A 22,045-nucleotide genomic window follows, 5' to 3' on the forward strand; every position below is an offset into this window, starting at 1 on the left:
CCGGATAGAGGTGCGGACGGCTTGGGGCAGCCCGTTTTTGCGGCTGCAGTTATGGCAGGGTAATAATTGAGAGAGACAACAGGAGGCAAAACATGGAGTCCAGATTATTGAGAAACAAATATTTTTTGTATGTAACAGAGTTTTTTTCCGGTATGTCTGTTATGGCTGTAGAATTGGGGGCGAGCAGGCTGATGGCGCCTTATTTCAGTTCCTCCCAGATTGTATGGACCGTGATCATCGGAGTGATCATGATCGCCATGGCGATCGGAAATGTATGGGGCGGGCGTTCCGCGGACAAGCGCCATGATCCGGACAGGCTGTACCGTAGGCTTTTGATCGCTGCAATATGGATCGCGCTCATACCGTTTTTGGGCAGATATCTGATCGCAGGTATCTCTTTGCTGCTGGCGGTTTTTATAAAATCCAATTTTCTTGTCTGGGCAGCACTTTTTACCTGCCTGGCAATCTTTGCGTTCCCCTGTGTTCTGCTGGGAACCGTGACACCGTCTCTGGTAAAGTTTTCTGTGAGCAATCTGGATGACAATGGAAAGACCGTGGGAGAGCTGGGTGCCTTAAATACCATCGGCAGTATTATCGGTACCTTCCTCCCTACCTTTGTAACGATTCCGGCAGTGGGGACTGCAGCTACTTTCCTCATATTTTCAGCGGTTTTGGCCGCCATCGCTGTGCTCTACTTTGTGACGGTTAAGAGAAAAAGAGGACTATGTGTGGGAGCAGCGGCGGTTCTGCTTATTCTGGCACTGCTGACGCCTAAATTCAGCTTTGCTTTCTGGGAAAAAGATGTGACGCTGGAGGATGAGTCCATCTATAATTATCTGCAGGTAAAGGACGATGAGGAGCAGACCATCCTGTCCACCAATGTGCTTTTTGGCGTGCAGTCCATCAAGACGAAAAACCAGGAGCTGACAGGGATGTATTATGACTATGCCCTGGCCGCCCCTGTTATGGCGGGAGTCAATACAAAAAAGGACAATCATGTGATGATACTTGGGCTGGGCAGCGGCACATATGCAGATTACTGTGACCGCTATTTTCCGGGAACCAAAATCCAGGGCGCTGAGATTGACGAGAAGATCGCGGAGATCGCCACAGACTATTTCGGACTGCCGGACAGTGTGGAGGTAGCAGTGGAGGATGGCAGAGCCTATCTTACATCTTCTGAGGACTCCTATGATGTGATTATGGTGGATGCCTACCAGGATATCACCATTCCGTTTCAGATGTCCTCGGTTGAGTTTTTCAGCCAGGTTGAAACGCATCTGAAGGACAACGGGGTGATGGTGGTCAACATGAACATGAAATCCAGTTCGGAGGATTCTATCAATGATTATCTCTGTGATACCATAGCTTCGGTATTCAAGTATGTATACACCGTACCGGTGGAAGGCGGGACCAATATGGAAGTCTTTGCATCTAATCACATGATGCTTCCGCAAATGCTTGAAAAAAATGCTGAGAAGCTTCCAAAAGGAGAATTGCAGAACATGATGGCAGCCGTTTCAAAAGGGCTTGTCCGTTATGAAGGAAAGGACAGAATCCTCACAGATGACAAGGCTCCGGTGGAACTTTTGGGAATGAAGGTTTTAGATGAGATCATCGGGGAAGAGCTGGACTATTACAGGGAATTATATCTGGGATAGAGGCAGACATGCTGTGAATAAAGACCTTGGGGTATGAAATCTTTTCTTCTTTCATATATTAATATATGGACTGGAAGCAGAAATTAAAATGGAAGATGCTGATCATACTGCTTGCCGTGATCGGAATCCTGATTGTATGGCAGGCAAACAGAGCGGGAGTAAGAAGACAGGAAGATTACCGGATGCAGAGCCTGCAGGAGAATATGATCAAAGAAAATGAGCGGGCCAGTGCCGGTCTGACCCTGCCGGCTTCCTCCCGGAACAATGCGGATGCAGAGGAAAAGGGGCAGGAGAGTGCCGCAGATTCTGCGGACACAGATGCCCAGGCTGATCATACAGAACAGAACAGCGGCCAGGCTGCCCAGGAGCCAGAGAGTGAAGCGGCAGCAGCCGCAGTACAGGAACCCCGGATATCCGTATTGCTTATGACAGACGGATACAAAGGATATACGCACCAGAGTGTGAACTTACGGTTTCAGGGCAGTTATCATCTGAAAGGGAGCCAGGAGATGGACTATGCAGACGGTGAGACATTGGAGCTGACTGCAGACAGTCCTCTTTTCCAGGATGGAAAGCTGGAACTTCAGGCCGGTGGAGAGGAAAACAGGGCAACCCTGCTGTCAGTGGAAAGGCAGCAGGGAAATCCTGCCTACAGGGGGGATTTTACCGTTTACCAGGAACAGGGAGGCCTGCGCATTGTAAATACGCTGCCCCTGGAAGAGTATCTGTATGGTGTGGTACCCAGTGAAATGCCGGCCTCATATGACAAAGAAGCATTGAAGGCGCAGGCGGTCTGTGCCAGAACATATGCCTGTGTACAGATGCAGAAAAGTGCTTTAGCTGACCTGGGCGCCCAGGTGGATGACAGTGTGGCTTATCAGGTCTATCAAAACGGCGGTGAGGATGCCGGGGCGAGTGCAGCCGTGGATGAGACAAAGGGAGAAATTCTGGAGAGCGGCGGGCAGCCCATTACAGCCTATTACTTTTCCACCTCCAGCGGTAAAACCAGCACGGATGAGGTGTGGGAAGTATCTGCGCCCGCTTCCTATCTGAAAAGTGTGGACTGCAGCTACGATGCAGAGGAGCCGTGGCATCAGTGGAGTATCACATTTTCCGCCAAACGCCTGTTGTCTGCTGTACAGGCAAAATACGCGGGAGTAAAAGAAATCCGGGGGATAGATGTGGAGAAGACAGGTGAGGGCGGTGCTGTCATGAATCTGGCGGTCAATACGGACCAGGGTGTCTACAAGATCAGCAACGAGTACGACATACGTGCCCTGCTGTCACCAGACGGATTGTCTATTACAAGGCAAGACGGCTCTGTGGTGAAAGGCTCTAATCTGCTCCCAAGTGCATATTTTACACTGGAAGAACAGCGGGATGAAAATAATGTCCTTAAAGGATATGTGATAAACGGCGGCGGTTACGGCCATGGCGTAGGTCTGAGCCAGAACGGGGCAAAAGGGATGGCAGAGGCAGGGATGAGTTATCAGGACATTCTTGCATATTTTTACCAAAATGTGGAGCTGGCTGATATCAGCAGCGTTCTGTGAAACTTGTCATCCGAAGGGGCACATGCTATAATGGGAAAATAATGCGGAAATTACATGCGGGTGCAGATAAAATGAAGATAATAAAAAGTGTGGTGCGCACAGTCACCGGATTTATGGAGAATATGAATAAGAATCACGTGTCAGCCTACTCTGCACAGGCTGCCTATTTTATCATACTTTCCTTTATCCCGTTTATGCTCCTTCTCATGACCTCTGTCCGGTATACGCCTCTTGACAGGCAGGAGGTGATCAATGCGGTTATGCAGATCTGCCCCGAGAGTTTTGAGACCTTCATTCAGGGGATCGTCAATGAGGTGTATGAAAAGTCACTGACCGTGGTTCCCCTTTCCGGTGTCATCGCCCTGTGGTCTGCAGGGAAGGGGATCCAGTCTCTGACCAATGGATTTAACTGTATCTATCAGGTGAAGGAGACCAGGAATTATATTGTGACAAGAGTTCGCTCTGTATTTTACACACTTGTATTTGTCATTGCCATTATACTGACCCTGATCCTCCAGGTTTTTGGCAACAGCCTGCAGAGGGAACTGAGCAAACATCTGCCGTTCCTTGACAAACTGGTATCCATGATAATCAGTATGCGAGTGACCATCACGCTCCTGGCCCTGTGTGTGGTGTTCCTGTTTTTGTATAAGTTTGTACCAAACAGGAAGGCAACCTTCAGAAGCCAGATGCCGGGGGCTGTGTTCACAGCAGTGAGCTGGTCTGCATTTTCCTTTGGATTCTCTCTGTATTTTGATTATTATGAGGGAACATCGAATATGTATGGAAGCATGACCACCATCATATTGATTCTTTTATGGATGTACTTCTGTATGAATATCATGATGATAGGCGCCCAGATCAACTGCTATTTTGAAGAAAAATTCAAATGGGTGCATCAGGTGGCCACCGAGACCCTCAAGAGAGAATATCAGCAGCTCATCGGCAGGGATGATGAGGATGAGGAGGAGGAAACAGAGGATTTGGCAGAAAAAAAGGAAGAAAAAGAAACAAAAGCTGACAAACCTTCTTGACAGAATGCAAATTAGTGGCTAAAATGGGTTACAGACAATACATGAAAAAGGCTGTGAAGGTGTCAGTAGATGTTTATCTTCTGTCAGAGATGAGGAGTCACCGGCTGAAAGCTCCTCTCAGTTCAGATAACCGTTGAGATTCCCACCGGAGCCGCATTTCTGAAATAGCAGTAAGAAATGACGTCGCTGTGCGTTAAGCAGAAACGAGTGCCCGCTGTCTTTTTAGCAGATGGGAACAAGGGTGGTACCACGGACTTTACAGGCTTCGTCCCTTTTGGGGGTGGGGTCTTTTTTTATTGTCAGAAATAAGTAACTAAGGCACTGGTAACTGTTCAGTACCCTCACAGTTACAGGAATAAAACGTATAAGGAGATTGCTATGAAAGAAAAATTACAGCGTATTCAGGAAGAAGCTGCAAAGCGCATCCAGGAGTCGGATTCCCTGGAAAAATTAAATGATGTACGTGTTGCTTTTCTTGGAAAAAAAGGAGAGCTGACAGCAGTTTTAAAAGGTATGAAAGAGGTAGCTGCGGAGGACAGGCCAAAGGTTGGGCAGTGGGTAAATGAAACTCGTGCGCAGATTGAAAAACATCTGGAGGATACCAGAGTTAAACTGGAAGCCGCCGTTATGGAGGAAAGGCTGAAAGCGGAAGTCATCGACGTAACTCTCCCGGCCGAGAAAATGGAGATTGGCCATAGGCATCCAAACACCATAGCGCTGGAGGAAGTGGAGCGTATCTTCATCGGTATGGGCTATGAAGTTGTGGAAGGTCCGGAAGTGGAGTACATGGATTACAACTTTACAAAACTGAATATCCCGGAGGGCCATCCTGCCAGAGATGAACAGGATACCTTTTTCATTGACGATAAAATCTGTCTGCGTTCCCAGACTTCCCCGGTACAGGCACGTACCATGGAGAAGGGAGAACTGCCAATCCGTATGATCGCACCGGGACGTGTGTTCCGTTCTGATGAAGTGGATGCAACACATTCCCCTTCCTTCCATCAGATTGAAGGTCTTGTCATTGACAAGCACATTACGTTTGCGGACTTAAAGGGTACTCTGGAGGAGTTTGCCAAAGAACTGTTCGGACCGGAGACTAAGACGAAATTCCGCCCCCACCACTTCCCGTTCACAGAGCCAAGCGCAGAGGTGGATGTTTCCTGCTTCAAGTGCGGAGGCAAAGGATGCCGTTTCTGTAAAGGATCCGGCTGGATCGAGATCCTGGGCTGCGGTATGGTTCACCCCCATGTCCTTGAAATGTGCGGCATTGACCCGGAAGAATACACTGGTTTCGCATTTGGTGTGGGCTTGGAGCGTATTGCACTGCTGAAATATGAGATTGATGATATGAGACTTCTGTACGAAAACGACACCAGATTCCTGAAGCAGTTCTGATCGCAGAGAAGAGATATGTGGGAAATCCTGAGACAGAATAATAATTATAGAGGAGAACAACAATGAATACATCTTTATCATGGATTAAAATGTATGTGCCGGATCTTGACGTTACGGCACAGGAATATACAGATGCAATGACCTTATCCGGAACTAAAGTGGAAGGGTTTGAAGAACTGGATGCAGATTTGGAAAATATCGTTATCGGACAGATTGAGAAGATCGAACCGCATCCGGATGCAGACAAACTGATTATCTGTCAGGTCAATGTGGGAACCGAGACCGTTCAGATCGTGACCGGTGCGCCCAATGTAAAAGAAGGAGACAAAATCCCGGTAGTCCTGGACGGGGGCCGTGTGGCAGGCGGACATGACGGCAAGAAGACACCGGGCGGTGTAAAGATTAAAAAAGGAAAACTGCGTGGGATAGAATCCTGCGGTATGATGTGCTCTATTGAAGAGCTGGGTTCCACAAGAGAATTTTATCCGGAAGCTCCCGAATACGGTATTTACATCTTCCCGGAGGACGCAGTGGTTGGCGAGAGTGCTATCCATGCGCTGGGACTGGATGACGTGGTATTTGAATATGAGATCACTTCAAACCGTGTGGACTGCTACAGTGTGATCGGTATCGCAAGAGAAGCTGCAGCTACATTTAATAAAAAATTCGTTCCTCCCACAGTGGAAGTGAAGGGAAATCAAGAGGATGCCCATGACTACATCAAAGTGAGTGTTGAGGACCCGGATCTGTGTCCCCGCTACTGTGCAAGGGTAGTAAAAAACGTAAAGATCGGACCCTCACCGAAATGGATGCAGCGCTGTCTGGCTGCAAATGGTATCCGTCCGATCAATAACCTGGTAGATATCACCAATTACGTGATGGAAGAATTCGGACAGCCTATGCATGCCTATGATATGGACACCATTGAAGGACAGGAAATCATCGTGCGCCGTGCCTCAAAAGATGAGAAATTCGTCACACTGGACGGCCAGGAGCGTGTTCTGGACGATTCCGTACTGATGATCTGCGATGGCAAAAAACCGGTTGGAATTGCCGGTATCATGGGCGGGGAAAATTCCATGATCACGGATACAGTAAGCACTGTATTATTTGAGGCAGCCTGCTTTGACGGGGTTAATATCCGTCTTTCCAGCAAAAAAGTGGGACTCAGGACAGATGCATCCGGCAAATTCGAGAAGGGTCTGGATCCAAACAACGCGGAGGCTGCCATCGACAGAGCCTGCCAGCTTATTGAAGAATTTGGCTGTGGGGAAGTGGTAGGCCAAATGGTTGATGTGTATTCTAAAGTGAAAGAACCGGTACGCGTTGCATTTGAGCCGGAGAAGATAAATGATTTACTGGGGACTCAGCTTTCCAAGGAGGAAATGCTTTCCTATCTCTCAAAAGTGGAGCTGGCATATGATGAGAATACAAATGAAATCGTAGCACCTACCTTCCGCGCTGACATTTTCCGCACTGCGGATATTGCGGAGGAAGTGGCACGTTTCTACGGCTATGACAATATCCCCACAACCCTTCCAAAAGGAGAGGCTACCACAGGAAAGCTGCCGTTTAAGCTGCGCATTGAGCAGGCCGCAAGAGATATGGCAGAATGCAATGGATTTTCACAGGGATACTGTTATTCCTTTGAAAGCCCTAAGGTATTTGACAAACTGCTGATCCCCGCTGATGATGAGCTGCGCAAAGTGATCACCATTTCCAATCCTCTGGGTGAAGATTTCAGTATCATGAGGACAACACCGCTGAATGGTATGCTGCAGTCTCTCGGAACAAACTATAAGAGAAGAAATAAGGATGTGCGTCTCTATGAGCTGGGCAATATCTATCTGCCGAAGGAACTGCCTCTAAAGGGCCTGCCTGAAGAGAGGATGATGTTTACGCTGGGTATGTATGGCGCTGGTGATTTCTTTGCAATGAAAGGTGTTGTGGAAGAATTCCTGGATAAGATAGGCATGCACGAGAAAGAAGAATATGATCCCAGATCAGGCAAGCCGTTCCTCCATCCGGGACGTCAGGCAGACATTATCTACAGCGGAACTATGATCGGTTATATGGGAGAGGTACACCCGGCTGTAGCGGACACTTACGGCATCGGGGAGAGAGCTTATGTGGCTGTGCTGGATATCCCGGCTATTCTGGAGTTTGCAACTTTTGACAGAAAGTATGAAGGGATTGCAAAGTTCCCGGCAGTGAGTCGTGATATCAGTATGGTAGTGCCGAAACATGTGCTGGCAGGAGAGATTGAACATGTTCTTGTACAGCGCGGCGGCAAGATCCTGGAGAGTTATCATCTCTTTGATATCTACGAGGGAAGCCAGATCAAAGACGGATATAAATCCTTGGCGTACTCTGTTACCTTCCGTGCAAAAGATAAAACACTGGAGGAGGCTGAGATCACAGCAGCCATGAAGAAAATCTTAAACGGGCTGGAAGGCCTTGGAATAGAGCTGCGTAAATAAGAGAAAAGACGCGGCTTGCAGAAATTTTGGGAGAGCAGGCAATATGAAGCTTTATATTATCCGTCACGGGGAAACCTCCTGGAATGTCCAGAGAAGACTTCAGGGAGCCTCGGATACGGATTTAAATGAGAATGGCATTACTCTGGCAAAGCGGACGGGGGAAGCGTTAAAAGAGATTCCCTTTGACCTCTGCTTTACCAGCCCGTTAAAACGGGCTAAAATGACTGCAGAACTGATACTGGCTGGAAGAGATATTCCCATATACGACGATGAACGTCTCCGGGAGATCTCTTTCGGCGAATGGGAAGGGCGGGATTCCGCCCTTTTGCCCGTCCATATGCTGGACAATTTTTTCCATCATACAGAGGTTTATGAACCGCCAAAAGGCGGGGAGAGTATCAGGGAAATCTGCACAAGGACCAAAGATTTTTTCCAGGAGCTTATATATAGGGAAAAACTGCAGGATAAAACACTGCTGATCGCATCCCACGGATGTGCTGTGCGGGCACTTCTGCAGAATGTTTATGCCGATGCGGAAATCAGGAATTTTTGGCATGGCTGTGTTCCGCCGAACTGTGGTGTCAATATTGTGGAGGTGGCAGACGGCAGGGCAGAACTCCTGGAAGAGGATATAGTGTTTGGCTGATCAGTGATGCGGCAGGCAGTGTCAGGAAACCGGATGTATCTGCCCGGCCTGCTGTTCACGGAAATAAAGGAGAAAACATGAAGACATCAGATTTTTATTATGATTTGCCGGAGGAACTGATCGCGCAGGACCCCCTTGCTGACCGTTCCGCTTCCAGGCTGCTGCATCTGGACCGGGAAACAGGTGAGATTGAGCATACAGATTTCAAACATATTACCAGATACTTAAAACCGGGTGACTGCCTTGTCATCAATGACACAAAGGTGATTCCTGCCCGCCTGTACGGAAACAAAGTGGGAACAGATGCAGGAATTGAGATACTGCTGCTGAAAAGAAAAGGCGACAATGTGTGGGAGACACTGGTAAAGCCGGGGAAAAAGGCAAGACCGGGAACGGTCATCAGCTTCGGGGACGGGCTTCTCACAGGGGAAGTCATAGATGTGGTGGAGGAAGGAAACCGTCTGATTCAATTCAGTTATGAGGGCATTTTTGAGGAAATCCTGGATAAACTGGGAGAGATGCCACTTCCGCCTTATATTACCCACAAGCTGGAGGATAAGAACAGGTATCAGACCGTCTATGCTAAAAATGAGGGAAGCGCCGCCGCCCCTACAGCAGGACTTCATTTTACAGAGGAACTGCTGGAGGAGATACGGGGGATGGGAATTGCCATTGCCCACGTTACGCTGCATGTTGGTCTTGGTACCTTCCGTCCGGTGAAAGTAGATGATGTGGAGAAGCATCATATGCATTCGGAGTTCTATGTGGTGGAGGAAGACCAGGCAAAATTGATCAACGATACCAGGAAAAACGGCGGCAGAATCATCTCTGTGGGTACGACAAGCTGCCGCACACTGGAATCTGCTGCGGATGAATTTGGAAATCTTCAGGCAAAAAGCGGATGGACAGAGATCTTTATCTATCCGGGGTATGAATTTAAGATCATTGACGGGTTGATCACCAACTTCCACCTTCCGGAATCTACGCTGCTCATGCTGGTGTCGGCTTTGGCTGGGAAAGAACATATTATGAAGGCGTATGAAGAGGCGGTGAAGGAAAGATATCGGTTCTTTTCGTTTGGGGATGCCATGCTGATTGTATAAAACCCGATAGTATGTTATTTAAATCAGAGGGAATTAGTAATTATAGACAATAATGTAATGTGTTTATTGTTGAAAATTACTAATTTATTCTATGGAAAAAGGCTGCTGACAACAAGATATGAGATTGAAATTTTTCAAAAGTCTGTTTACTAAATCAGTCTTAAAAGGATCAATTTAGAAAACGGTAGCGGCATCGTGTTGGATGCCGTTGCCGTTTTTTTTCCTCAATCTACTGGGGTGCCAAAGAAATCAGTAAAGTTTTTAAACGGATTGTTGATGATAAAATGTAGCGTAAAGTCGTTCTTGAATGTAATGGATGAGATAGTCCCGCGGAAAACATAGATTCAACCTGGAATTCTCCATACTGGCTTTTGAGAGTCTTTGGAGAATGTCCGTTTCTCTTGTTGTCAGTGGATAGAGTCCCTTTTTGATTTTTTTCATACCCAAGTGAGGCATCCAGTTCCGCTTCCATAAGTTCCTGAAGAAGCTCTTTAAAACTGTCTTTCAAGAGTGCGTATACATCTGCAATGCTGCTAATGTTGTTTTCTGAAATAATCTGTCGTATTTGTTCCTTTGCTATTGGCATAAAAATACTCCTTTTCGATAAGAATTGTCATATCTGAATTCTTACCAAAAAGGAGACACTTTTTACCAAAGATACAAACTATTTTACACTACCTATTTTTTATGGTAAAAGACTGCAGAAGACGGTAACAGCATTGTGTTGATGTTGCTGCCGTTTTCCTTTTTTATTAAAGTTACCTGGTTATTTTTGGAGAATAGTCCTGTGCAATGTCTTTATCCACATCATCTTCAGTGGAATCTGTTTGTACAGGTGTCTGTATCATAGATAGCTGCAACAGGTTCTGTATACGGCGATTAACCGTTTCCACTATGGCCTGGATTCGGCTTTCGTCTATATATTCCCTTGCCCCGTCTGCAGACAGCGTCTGCTTAATCAGAGCATCCACGTCGGCAAGGCTGTCAAAATCGATCCAGCTAAAGTCTGATACCAGCTTGAGCTGTTCCACATGATGTTTCTTGAAGGGCTTGCATTCTATATCACGCTCTGAGCGGATTTGACCGGCGACCTTATCGTAGCCGAGGGAGGAGCCGCTGTCATAAATCGGAGCGAAACCGTACCATTCCAAAGTTTCCGCATTGCGCAGCAGACCGAAGTTGTTCAGGTGGCGGTCTTCGTTGGCAATTATATAATCGAGCACAATCATGCGGTCAAGAAAATGTACAACATTTTTTGCACCGAGCGATTCACAGCAATTAACAAAATGCTGATACACAGAGATACTGTTGACTTTTTTTTGTGTCTGTATGATGCGCCACGCGGGAACAAGTTCCGTATCTTTTGTGACAAAGTCTTCGCAGATACAGTAAGGAGCGCCTTTGTTCCATGTGAGCGTGTACGGCACATGAGAAATTCCGAGACGTTCCATAATTCCGGTTGCAATTACCTCATTGAAGGGTTGCTGACGAAACGGATTGGAACCGCCCTTCACAAGGCAGCGCCTGCCATCGATGATTTTCCATCTTTTCTTCAGATTACCGTCCGAGGTGTTGTCAGGGGAGCTTAAATCCATAGCATTTGGTTTTTTATTGGTTCCAAACAGCACATCCCCGATGTCGTCAGAGAAGTCGTTATCAAAGAAGTTTATCTTATCCCATGTAAGACCAGATCCTTCGGGACAAATCCAGTACTGATCGGAAAGGCTTAGTCCGTAACAGCGGATAAGAAGCATTTTTGTGCTGCATATATCCAGAGTTTCGAGTGCTTCACGGATACCGGAACGGCTTGCGGGAATTGAGCGGTCTGTCCACCATTCATTTAATATTGCCCGGTCTACAACACCCCGTCGTACAGGAACACCTAAAGGCAGATGCGCCGAAGCATATACGGTATTAATTTTTTGTATAAATCCGGTGGCATCGTCAAGCTCGATTTCAGCAACGGTCATCTCTTTATGCATTAAGGTACATTTCATTTTTGTTACCTCATTTCGTATTTTCGTTTCATTATCACTGTTTTTAGCGGTTTTCGGGGACTGGCGCAAATTTCGCAGCTGTTCCTGCAATTCTTTCCGCAAATTGATTTGTTCAGAAAGTGCTTCTATCTCATTATCTTTTAAATACTTGCTTTGCTTTTTACCTTTTTCCGACCACTGATGATAGTAATACAGCTTACCATTGATGGATTTCTTCGAGATATATCCTTTTGGCAGGTTACTGATTTTTGTAGTCAGTTCTGTTATTTGATTCAAAATATTGTCGTTTTGCATTCATATTCCCTCATTTATAAAAATTACTATACCCTATTTTAACCCCCTTTGTCAATAAAGAATAACACAGACAAAAAATCTAATTACGACATTATAATCCCCGTATATAGATGAATTTCTTTATTATTTATATTTTCGTTGGAATTAAGCGTGCCGTGCAGATGCAATGCTCATAATATGATACTGGTTTTGTAACAGGCTATGCTACATGACAAAAGTCCTGAAACCCGCATAAAGGGTTTTTGGCTTATATGTAGCACGCCCTCAAAGACTTCATCCAGAACTAAATCCATCGGTGCAGCCGTAATCGCCGGAGTGGGAGCCGGAGAGCTTGCATGGTTTGAGGAAGTGGTCAAGTTCAATGAACGGTATGAGAAGAATGCGCTTATAGAAAAAGAGACAGAAGTGTATGAACGTATAAAGCCGGTTTTTGAAATGGCCTTCTATGAGGCGCTAAAGAAACTCTAGGTGATAATTCATATATAGAAGTGACAGGTGAGTATCAACTTAGTCGGATTTGACCAGCTAGGTTGGTACTCATCCATTGTTGCAAGGGGTCCGGAGTTCACAAATTTTATAGGATAGATACAACTGGAGACAGGCTTCGCCGTCATCCAAATCTATATCCAGAATTTCCTGGATTTTATTCAGCTGATAAGCTACCGTATTTCGATGGACGTAAAGCCTGTTCGCAGTGGCAGAACGGCTGCATGCGCATTTTAAATACATATGAAGCGTTTCGTAATAGGCAGTGCCCTTTTTTGGTCATAACTTTTCAATGCAGACAGAGAATTATCATAATATTTTTCCTGCAGGATTTCCATTGGGATTTCTGACAGAAGAAGATGTACTTTGATATCATGGTAAGATATCAGCCAGTTTCCGGTATCCATCTGTTTACCGAGTTTCAGGGCATCCACCGCCTGCTGATAGTATTTATTCAGTTCGTCATAATTGTGAAAGCTGAGGGAGGCAGCACCATGGCACTGATGCTGATTTAATAGTTCTGCCAATTGGGTCATGAAATTCTCATAGGTTTCTGCAGAATATGCATTGAGCACAATCGTATAGTGCTGGTTGTATTCAAAAATCTGCGCGTGATATTGTTGGCACTGCTTCTGTAAATAGTCAAATATAATACGTCCGGAAGCGCTGCCGGAATCGGCATCTAAAACGAAAACCCAGAAAAAACTGGATTTCCCGTTGCTGTGGAGCATCCAATTGCTGACCAGGGCGGTATCATGTTTCATGCCTTCCATCAATGCTTTCAGATGACTCCGTATAAAAACAGAGGTCAGATTCATATCCTTGACACAGCCGATATCTTCTTCCGCAATGTGGGTCATTGCCTCGCAGGCTGTGGAAATCCGTTTGATATCAAAGGAAGTGAAGAGCTTTTCATTTTCGATTGCAATCATGTATCCTACCAGCTGGCTGTGTACGGTTATGTTGCCTAGAATCCTTCTTCTGGTTTTATATTTACCAGGACCCACCAGAATAGGGATGGTGCTGTCGGCGATTTCTCTCACTACGCCTTCCTGACGTGCAGCGACCACATGTGATTCGGTTGAATGCCCGGTTTTGATCAGCTGTGAGAAGGACTGGTCATCACAGGGCACACATCCTGCATAAGTAATCAATTTTCCGTCTAATTTGCTGTCCATAATCAATACTGCGCAGGACAGTTCTTTTGCTATTTCTCCAAGGATATTTTCCAGATTGCCTGTACGGGCCAGTTTGTCATAAAAAGCAATACACATCCTGTTTTCTAAGGCGCTCCAGATCGTCTCCATCTCCTCATAAATTTCCATGATTTTCGCAGATGCGTTCAGCAAAATATGATCACACTTCAGCTGTGAAAAATCCCGGTCGGTATTATTCCGGATAATCAGGCAGCAAGTATGTAAATCCTCCAGATGTTCGGGAAGGTAAGAAGCGCTTCCGATATAGATGACCGGAGCATCCGTCAACTGAATATTTTCACTGAGCAGACAGAGGCCCTCAAAATATCGATGAGGGTCTATTTTGTCGCAAAGGATCTGTGTCGCAGGGATTTTATTGAGAAGCTGTTTGAGTGGTACATTCATTTCCTTATCTCCTAATCATACTCAGAGGCTTATTCTGACAACTTTGTTATAAACAATTATATAGTATCAGGAGCGTATTTGTAAACATTATGTCCTCATTCCATGATTTTTTGCTTTTGAATAAAATCTAGGGAGGCAATTTTGTTATTTGTCCATATCTATTTATGCAGATAAATTATACAATAGCTATAAGAAAATGTTGATGAGCCGCAGAAAGAGAGGTCGATAAGTTATGGGACAGGGTTTTGAGAAATTATTTGAGAGAACCTATATCGGGAAGCTGGGGGTTAAAAACCGCTTTGTCATGGCACCCATGGGGATTGGCATTGATGTGATGTCTGGCTGTATTGAAGAAAAAGATGTGGAATATTATGCGGAACGTGCCAGGGGCGGTACCGGTATGCTGAATCTGGGATTTCAGATTGTAACCAACAAGACAGATCCATTTACTATGAGCCGCTTTGGCATTGGCACGCCTTTGCAGGAAATGGGGTGGGCCAGATTGTGCGACCGTGTTCATGGCTATGGCACTGCTGTCATGGTGCAGCTCTCCTGTGGACTGGGGCGCAATGCCATGGTAATGCCGGGAGTGCAGAATGTTTCTGCTTCAGAGAACACCTGTTTCTATGATCCCACATCTACCACAAGGCCCCTTAGCATCGAGGAAATACAGACAATTGTCCAGGATTTTGGAAGGGCAGCGGCTGCCTGTAAGAGAGCAGGCGTAGACGCCATAGAAATTCATGGACATATTGGGTATCTGCTGGATCAGTTCATGACGTCCCTGTGGAATAAACGGGAAGACATATACGGTGCGCAGACATTTGAGAATAAGATGCGCTTCGTGACAGAAATCTATCAGGCCTGCCGTGCTGCCGTTGGCCCGGATTATCCCATAGCTTTCCGCATGGCGGTTGAGCATGGCATACCCGGCGGCCGTACAAAAGAAGAATCTGCAGAAATCATCCGCTATTTGGACCGGTTAGGAGTGGATGCCTTTGATGTGGACTGGGGATGCTATGATGCCTACGAGTGGGTTTTCCCCACCTGCTATATGCCGGATGGATGCATGATGGACATGTCCGCTGCCTTTGCGAAATCCATCACTGGGAAACCAATCATGGTAGCCGGTGCATTTACACCGGAGACTGCCAAGAAAGCAGTGGAAGAGGGAAAAGCAGACTTTATTGTCATCGGCCGTGGCTTGTTGGCAGATCCGGAGTTCGCCAGGAAACTGCAGGAGGGACGGCGTGAGGATGTCCGGCCCTGCATCAAATGCAATCGTTTCTGTTTGTCTGCTGCCGGCGGTGCCAGGGACAGCAGCTGTTCAGTCAATCCTGCGGTGCTAAAGGAAACCATATATGGCCGGATCCCAAAAGCAGAGACAAAAAGGAAAGTTATTATAGTCGGCGGCGGTGTGGGCGGCATGGAGGCTGCCAGAGTATCCGCGCTGAAAGGGCACGATGTAACGGTCTATGAAAAAACGGATAAACTGGGAGGACAGCTGCTTGCGGCATCCGTCCCGTCGTTCAAAGGCCGTCTGTCTATGCTGGTGGACTATTATAAAGTACAGCTGGATAAATTAGGAGTAAAGGTGGAGTATGGCAGAGAGATAACTGCTGATTCAGAGGAATTGGCAGATGCCTACAGGATTATCGTAGCTACCGGCGCACATGGGTTTGTGCCGCCGATCAAAGGAGCGGACGGCCCCAATGTATTGGAAGTCATAGATGCCCACACAGGGGATCAGGCACGTATTGGTTCCAGAGTCATTGTAGCAGGCGGCGGTCCTTCAGGCTGTGACTGTGCGATCGAATTGGCTATGGAGGGCAAAGAGGTCACCATTGTTGAGATGATGGATCAGCTGTACCCAACAGGGACTCTGGATAATCGTTTTAGTGTCCTGCGCCGTGTAGCGGAAGAGGGCATCCATGTCATGACAGGCGCTAAAGTCAAGGAATTCAATGATAAAGGTGCAATCGTGGAAACTGCAGAAGGTCAGAAAAAACTGGAAGCCGATACAGCCATCATAGCTATGGGTACCCGCCCTAATGGTGAGACAGCGAAAGCAATCCTGGATAAGTACGTGTGTGCCCAGACGATTGGAGACTGCAGAGCAATCGGTCAGGTAGGAGAGGCGGTTCAGCAGGGGTTCTTTGCAGGATGGAGCATTGAATAAGCGGAACTGATTTCAAGAAAGGGATAAGGACTTATGAAAAAAGAAGAATTGAAAATATTTCAGCCCATTACTATAAAAAGCATGACCATGAAAAACCGTCTAGCCAATGCGCCTTTTGGCTGTGTGCCCATGGGAGATGGGGATGGGTATATCTGCGATGCATCGATCAAAAATGTACATAGTCTGGTTTCCAGCGATATAGGTCTCCTGATGTGCGGCATTATCCGCTGTATGCCTTCTAAAAGCGGACTGATTGGATATGACAACAAAAAAGTTGAGGATCAAAAACCTGCTGTAGGTATAGCAAGCCTGGCCGATGATTCCTATATCCCGGGCTGGAAGCGTTTGGCCGACTACGCACATTCATTCGGCTGCTGTCTGGGGGTACAGCTGGGGGAAATGGGACCACAGGCGCAGAATTCTGTTTCTCCACAGATTCCGGAATACGAGAAGTATAAGATGCATACTTTCGGCGGTGAAGAGACGATTTCAGACCAGAAAATCTGGACAAAAGAGGAATTGGATGATCTCTGTGAGGCGGTTGCCCAGTGTGGCCGCCGCGCTAAAGAGGCCGGGCTTGACTGTGTGGAGATCCATGCAGCCCATAGCACAGGTCTGTTATATGCCAATGCGCTTGATCCCTTTTTTAACCATAGGGATGATGAATACGGAGGTGATCTGGAACGCAACTTCCATATCGTCCGCAAGACAGTAGAACGGATGCGGGAGCTGGTGGGGGAAGACTATCCTATTTTTATCCGGATTAATTGTGATGACTTAAAAGGCCCTATGGGCAATACCATTGATGATGTTTGCAGATATGTAATTCCACTTCTGGAGGATATCGGCGTAGATGCCATCGATCTGTCTCAGGGCGGGCCAAGTTATACTACTGAAGGACCTCTGCCCCCGATGTATTATCCCCGTGCCTGCTGGATGCCTTTCCACGGTCAGGTGAAAAAGGTTACGAAGCTGCCTGTAGTAGGCGCAAGCCGTATTACAACGGTAGAGATGGCAGCCAAATATGTGGAAGAAGACTATGTGGACATTATGTATCTGGGGCGTCAGATTTTTGCCGACGGCGAGGTGATCCGCAACTATCTGCGGGATGGAAATGACGGCAGTACCAGACAATGCATTGCCTGTCTGCAGCCGGGATGCGTGCCCTGTACTGTGAATTTTAAAGAGCGGTTTGCAGCTTTGCCGGGTATTCCGCCGCTGGACAACAGTATTGTAGAAAAGCCGAAAAAAGTACTGGTCATTGGCGGCGGTGTTGCCGGCATGGAGGCGGCACGGGCCGCAGCGGAAAAAGGGCATAAGGTGGCTCTGTGGGAGAGGGAAGGACGGCTGGGCGGTAATGTAGGACTGATGGCTTCCATGCCGTTGACCAGCGAATTTCAGAATCTCATAGATTTTCAGCAGAAAGGGCTGGCAAAGACAGGTGTTGAGGTTCGCTGCTGCTATGAGGCTACCGTAGAGAGAGTAAAGGATTATGCACCGGAAGTGATTTTGCTTGCCACAGGTTTTGCCATGCCTTTGCCGGACAGCGTAAAGGATGGCCTTATGGTCATGGACCATATGACGGCGTTGAAGCGAAAGAGGGAGTTCCGCTCTCTGGATCAGTGGCATAAGAAGGTAGTCATTTATGGCTTCTTTGCGGCGGAGCTTGCCTTAGACCTGGCAGAACAGGGCTGCGATGTCACCCTGATGGGTTCGGGCAGTGATAAGACCATAGGTGCGGAAGCTTGGGTAACACGGGAGAGGGAGATGTATCTTCGCCGGAAATTGACGGACGTAAATTACATCCGCGCCAGTCAGGGAAGCCGGCGGGTTTCCAATCCCGTTGTGTATACCCATGCGAAGCTGGAAGGAGTCAGCAGAGAGGGTGTGCATTTCTATCATAACGGAATCCACAAGACGATGCCCTATGACGCGCTGATTGTTTCGGGAGGCAGGAAGAAGAACGATGATATGTTTGAGGCATTGAAGGAAATCACCCCTGCCGTGATTAAAATTGGTGACTGCGATAAGGCAGGCATGATTAAAGAGGCAATCATTGCTGCAAATATGGCTGCACGAGGGCTATAAAAGGATAGATTGAAAAGGAGGGAATGTCTAATGAGAGAAATTTGTGTAATCACTGGCGGAGGCAGCGGCATGGGACTGGCGGCGGCAAAGGAAGTGGGAAAAACTGGCAAGCATATAATCCTTGTAGGTAGGACAGTGTCCAAATTGGAAGGTGCTGTTGCCGAATTGGAATCTCTGGGCATCAGTGCAGAAGCCTATGGCGGCGATGTATCCAATGCGGAGAGCATGAAGGCGGCAGCAGCCTACGCCGCGGGACAGGGTGTGATAAAAGCAGTCATTCACTGCGCAGGGGTATCCCCGCAGATGACTGATTATGTAAGTGTTTTGGAAATCGATGCATTGGGCACTGTCTATGTGGATCAGGCATTCGCACCCTTGATGGGGGAGGAAAGCTGCATTCTGAATGTTTCTTCTATGTCTGCCTATATGTCTCCTTATACGGTTTATGATTTCTATTCGTTGGTGTTCACAGACATAGAAGCATTCAAAGCGGGATTCCTGAAACTTTTTGAAGCAGTACCCCAAGAGTACAGAGCTGGTATGGCCTATGCCCAATCCAAACAGTTCTGTATCTGGTATTCGAAACGCATGGCAATTCGATACGGACGCAGGGGTGTGCGAGTTGTTTCTATTTCGCCGGGACATTTCCACACACCGATGGAAAACTATGAGGGCAAAGAAGGGCAGGGTACCCAGATGGCCCGTGCAGGTGCTCTCGGCAGAGTGGGAGAGGCATACGAGATTGGTCGTATGATGGCATTTATGGTAAGCCCTCAGGCCAGTTATCTGTGCGGAGTGGACCTGCTTTACGACGGAGGGACAGTGGCGGCAGTCGACGCAAAAAAGGAAGATGAAAAATGCCAATAATACTTGCTATTATCATGACAGTGACTGTCTTAATGGCTGGGTATGCAATTTTAATGGGAGGAACCAATATACGTTTTCACTCCCCGGCAAAGGAAGGGCAGATTAAGGTGGCCTGCGTCGGTGACAGTACGACCTATGGGACTGTGATACCGAATGTTTTCCATAATTGTTACCCAGCTCAGCTTGGGCGGATGCTGGGAGCTGGATACCACGTGGAGAACTATGGCTATAATGGAAAGACAGCTCTGGACTTGAATAATAACTCTTTCCGAAAAACAGGTGAATACCCAAAGAGCATGGAATACCAGCCGGATATTGTGATTATTATGCTCGGAACAAACGATTCAAAGCCCCAGAATTGGACGAATAAGAGAGATTATAAAGAACATTGCCGGACGCTTATTCAATCCTATCAGAATGTGGAAAGCCGGCCCGCTGTATATATTTGTACTCCAAATTCAGCATATTACATACAGGGCAAGGCGGAGGAAAGCTATAGCTATGGAATTAATGAAAAAAATCTGCTTCAGGAGTGCGAAGCGATCCGTGAATTGGCCAGCGAAATGGAGTTGGGGTTTATTGATATGTATGATGTGACATCGGGTCACCCAGAATGGTACAAATTTGACGGCATCCATCCCAACAAGGATGGGGCCAATGCAATCGCAACCGCAGCCTACAAGGCAATTACGGTGAAATCCAGATAATATCAGGGTAAAGAATCCACAAGAGAATAAGCATAGCCCCATCCCCCAGCCACAACGCATCATCAGGAACAGGCAGGTGACGGGGAGGGGCATGCTGTAATTCTCATTTAGGAGTGTGGTAACCGACCAATGTCGATAAGCTAATAGTTATAGAAATACTTACACTCTTAATATGGAAGAAGTTAAATCTATCAAATCATTAAATCTATGTATAATCTATGATTTATCAATAATAATATTAACAATTTTTGTAAATAATATAGCAATAAATATAATGATATGTTGTAATAATAAATTACACATGCATCGCTTTCGTTTTTGGGATGCTATGTTTATTGGGTGAGTAAGAAATTTGAGATTAAGAGAACCCACAAAGGCGCAGTATTATTGTGCTTTTGTGGGTTTTTGACGTATGGATAGGTTTTTATCAAAATATTCCAGTAACATCCTGCTTGTCGGATAAAATCAAGGACGCCGCTTTTTCCTATACATCTTTTGTCCCCTAATAACCCCTGCTTGTAAAGTATAAATTTTCGGAATTCACCTTTACAAAGATATATTTCATCTATTTCAAATCTCCGATTCTATTCTTCCAGAACATAATAATTAGTATAAATCTTTTTATCATGCCCTATCAATTTTTCCTCAGAAGCAACAAAGCCCAACCGTAATATTGCCAATTTTCGTTCAGAAGCAAAGGACGGAATTTTTGTCGCAATTATCTGACATTTAAACAATTCAAATACTGATGGTATGATAAGCGATAATATCTCAAAAATGTTTTCTTCCTGCTCATAATCGCTTCTCAGATCAAGCCTTAACAAACTACAATTATTAAAATAATCATCTGCTTTCCGATTAAATAACTCAATAGTTCCTATTGCTTCATTAACCGTTTTTGAAACAATAGTCCAACGAACAAATCCCTGTCTGTTATACTCCCAAAACCAATATGCAATCGCTTGTTCCATTCTGCTTTCAGTTGTATAGTGAAAATCATCTCCACCACAATTATCACTATTAAAGAATGGTACGGCTTTCTCATCGGAATATACTTTTAATAAATCTTCTTTGTCCTCTTTTCTTACCAATCTTAATATATAATTTTCATTCTCATATACAGGGCACTTTTCATAAGGGTTAATCATAAGATTACCTCCGTTTTTTATAAACACTATATCATGATATATATGACAACAGTATGTCATAGTTATTTGTATAAAGAAATAATTTTTGAAGCTGCTTCAACAAGTCGATTGCGAATCCCCTTTGGTTCAATTACTTCAACATCATCTCCCAAAGACAATAAAGTACCGAACCAAAACTGCTCATTTTCTATTACTGTAAATTTCATGAATGTATCACCATCCGGCAAATATTCAATTACCATTCCTTTCAAATATTCTTGGACTCGTGATCGTGCCTTCTTTTTACATTTTATAAAAACATCCGTATATTGACGGGAGTCAGTTTTGTCAGATTTTTTCAAAATCATATCTGGTGTATCGTGTTCTTTTGTAAAAGGCGTGTCTGTAATTTTTAAATTACTCATCCTTACAAGTTTATATGTGCGGTAATCGTTTTTTACTTTAGAATAGGCAAGAAGATACCATGCGTACCACCGATAAAGCACTGCAATAGGATCTACACTGTGTGTGCGAGTTTCATTATTATTATTCGTATATATAAAATTTACCATACGTTTTTTGGCTATGGAGGTTTGTAGCGCTTGTAAAGTAGTTTGCTCGCCTTCTCGTAAAACGGAAAAATCCAATATAATGTTCATATCATTTTGCTTGTGAATATGAGATATTTTTTCTAATGTAACTTGTTGTGCTACTTTTAATTGAAAGACCTGTAAGCTGCCAAAAGCCCAAAAAGACCCCTTGTTGTTTTATGACTGTTTTGAATCAGAAGATGAGCTGTTTTATTTTTCCCATTTCACAGTTCT

General features: G+C 45.8%; 17 protein-coding genes, 1 pseudogene and 1 other annotated feature. Of the genes and pseudogenes, 12 read left to right on the forward strand and 6 right to left on the reverse strand.

Annotated elements, in window-relative coordinates; all coding sequences use genetic code 11:
• Positions 1–92 precede the first annotated feature (92 nt).
• The 7 genes from CI595_RS22750 (at position 93) to queA (ending at position 9,875) form a co-directional block, all read left to right on the forward strand.
• Complete coding sequence (locus CI595_RS22750; RefSeq protein WP_095175902.1) at positions 93–1,661, forward strand: spermidine synthase; 1,569 nt, start codon at positions 93–95, stop codon at positions 1,659–1,661.
• A gap of 95 nt (positions 1,662–1,756) precedes the next feature.
• A complete protein-coding gene (locus tag CI595_RS22755; RefSeq protein ID WP_095175926.1) occupies positions 1,757–3,214 on the forward strand; it encodes a SpoIID/LytB domain-containing protein in 1,458 nt (485 codons plus the stop codon).
• A 71-nt stretch (positions 3,215–3,285) separates the two neighbouring features.
• Entirely contained in the window at positions 3,286–4,248 is a 963-nt protein-coding gene (locus CI595_RS22760) for a YihY/virulence factor BrkB family protein (RefSeq protein WP_095175927.1), read from the forward strand.
• Between the two features lie 44 nt (positions 4,249–4,292).
• Positions 4,293–4,524, forward strand: a binding site (T-box leader).
• A gap of 102 nt (positions 4,525–4,626) precedes the next feature.
• Positions 4,627–5,646 carry a phenylalanine--tRNA ligase subunit alpha gene (gene pheS, locus CI595_RS22765; protein WP_095175903.1) on the forward strand — a complete coding sequence of 340 codons (1,020 nt, stop codon included), beginning with the start codon at positions 4,627–4,629 and terminating at the stop codon, positions 5,644–5,646.
• A 62-nt stretch (positions 5,647–5,708) separates the two neighbouring features.
• Positions 5,709–8,126, forward strand: a complete 2,418-nt coding sequence (pheT, locus tag CI595_RS22770; RefSeq protein ID WP_095175904.1) for a phenylalanine--tRNA ligase subunit beta — start codon at positions 5,709–5,711, stop codon at positions 8,124–8,126.
• 43 nt (positions 8,127–8,169) lie between these two features.
• Positions 8,170–8,772, forward strand: coding sequence for a histidine phosphatase family protein (locus CI595_RS22775; protein WP_095175905.1), 603 nt, complete (start codon positions 8,170–8,172; stop codon positions 8,770–8,772).
• Between the two features lie 77 nt (positions 8,773–8,849).
• Entirely contained in the window at positions 8,850–9,875 is a 1,026-nt protein-coding gene (gene queA / locus CI595_RS22780; RefSeq protein WP_095175906.1) for a tRNA preQ1(34) S-adenosylmethionine ribosyltransferase-isomerase QueA, read from the forward strand.
• Between the two features lie 343 nt (positions 9,876–10,218).
• Here the strand turns inward: queA and CI595_RS22785 are convergent.
• Both CI595_RS22785 and CI595_RS22790 read right to left on the reverse strand, forming a co-directional pair.
• A pseudogene (locus CI595_RS22785) lies at positions 10,219–10,461 on the reverse strand (transposase); the annotation flags it as partial.
• Between the two features lie 172 nt (positions 10,462–10,633).
• Positions 10,634–12,166 (reverse strand): DUF6788 family protein, encoded by a 1,533-nt coding sequence (locus CI595_RS22790; protein ID WP_243135237.1) that lies wholly within the window; start codon positions 12,164–12,166, stop codon positions 10,634–10,636.
• Positions 12,167–12,367: 201 nt separating this feature from the next.
• Between CI595_RS22790 and CI595_RS22795 the strand changes: the two genes are divergently transcribed.
• Positions 12,368–12,634 carry a hypothetical protein gene (locus tag CI595_RS22795; protein WP_095175907.1) on the forward strand — a complete coding sequence of 89 codons (267 nt, stop codon included), beginning with the start codon at positions 12,368–12,370 and terminating at the stop codon, positions 12,632–12,634.
• Positions 12,635–12,703: 69 nt separating this feature from the next.
• On the opposite strand, the gene CI595_RS27425 is transcribed toward CI595_RS22795, so the two are convergent.
• Both CI595_RS27425 and CI595_RS22805 read right to left on the reverse strand, forming a co-directional pair.
• Complete coding sequence (locus CI595_RS27425; protein ID WP_095175908.1) at positions 12,704–12,895, reverse strand: PucR family transcriptional regulator; 192 nt, start codon at positions 12,893–12,895, stop codon at positions 12,704–12,706.
• On the reverse strand, positions 12,886–14,253 hold the full coding sequence (locus CI595_RS22805) for a hypothetical protein (RefSeq protein ID WP_095175909.1): 1,368 nt from the start codon (positions 14,251–14,253) through the stop codon (positions 12,886–12,888). The genes CI595_RS27425 and CI595_RS22805 overlap by 10 nt, the downstream gene beginning before the upstream one ends.
• Positions 14,254–14,485: 232 nt before the next feature.
• On the opposite strand from CI595_RS22805, the gene CI595_RS22810 reads away from it, so the two are divergent.
• From CI595_RS22810 to CI595_RS22825, 4 genes are read left to right on the forward strand one after another with little or no spacing between them, the layout of a single operon-like run.
• The gene (locus CI595_RS22810) at positions 14,486–16,432 is read left to right on the forward strand and encodes an NAD(P)/FAD-dependent oxidoreductase (protein ID WP_095175910.1); all 1,947 of its coding nucleotides are present in this window, start codon (positions 14,486–14,488) and stop codon (positions 16,430–16,432) included.
• Positions 16,433–16,465: 33 nt separating this feature from the next.
• Positions 16,466–18,520: an oxidoreductase gene (locus CI595_RS22815; protein WP_095175911.1), complete on the forward strand. Its 2,055-nt coding sequence runs from the start codon at positions 16,466–16,468 to the stop codon at positions 18,518–18,520.
• 30 nt (positions 18,521–18,550) lie between these two features.
• The gene (locus CI595_RS22820) at positions 18,551–19,387 is read left to right on the forward strand and encodes an SDR family NAD(P)-dependent oxidoreductase (RefSeq protein WP_095175912.1); all 837 of its coding nucleotides are present in this window, start codon (positions 18,551–18,553) and stop codon (positions 19,385–19,387) included.
• A complete protein-coding gene (locus CI595_RS22825) occupies positions 19,378–20,094 on the forward strand; it encodes a GDSL-type esterase/lipase family protein (protein WP_095175913.1) in 717 nt (238 codons plus the stop codon). Before CI595_RS22820 ends, CI595_RS22825 begins: the two co-directional genes overlap by 10 nt.
• A gap of 584 nt (positions 20,095–20,678) precedes the next feature.
• On the opposite strand, the gene CI595_RS22830 is transcribed toward CI595_RS22825, so the two are convergent.
• Complete coding sequence (locus tag CI595_RS22830; RefSeq protein ID WP_095175914.1) at positions 20,679–21,242, reverse strand: GNAT family N-acetyltransferase; 564 nt, start codon at positions 21,240–21,242, stop codon at positions 20,679–20,681.
• A gap of 62 nt (positions 21,243–21,304) precedes the next feature.
• Positions 21,305–21,880 carry a helix-turn-helix transcriptional regulator gene (locus CI595_RS22835; protein WP_243135238.1) on the reverse strand — a complete coding sequence of 192 codons (576 nt, stop codon included), beginning with the start codon at positions 21,878–21,880 and terminating at the stop codon, positions 21,305–21,307.
• Positions 21,881–22,045 lie beyond the last annotated feature (165 nt).

Source organism: Blautia hominis (assembly GCA_002270465.1).
GTDB lineage: Bacteria > Bacillota > Clostridia > Lachnospirales > Lachnospiraceae > Blautia > Blautia hominis.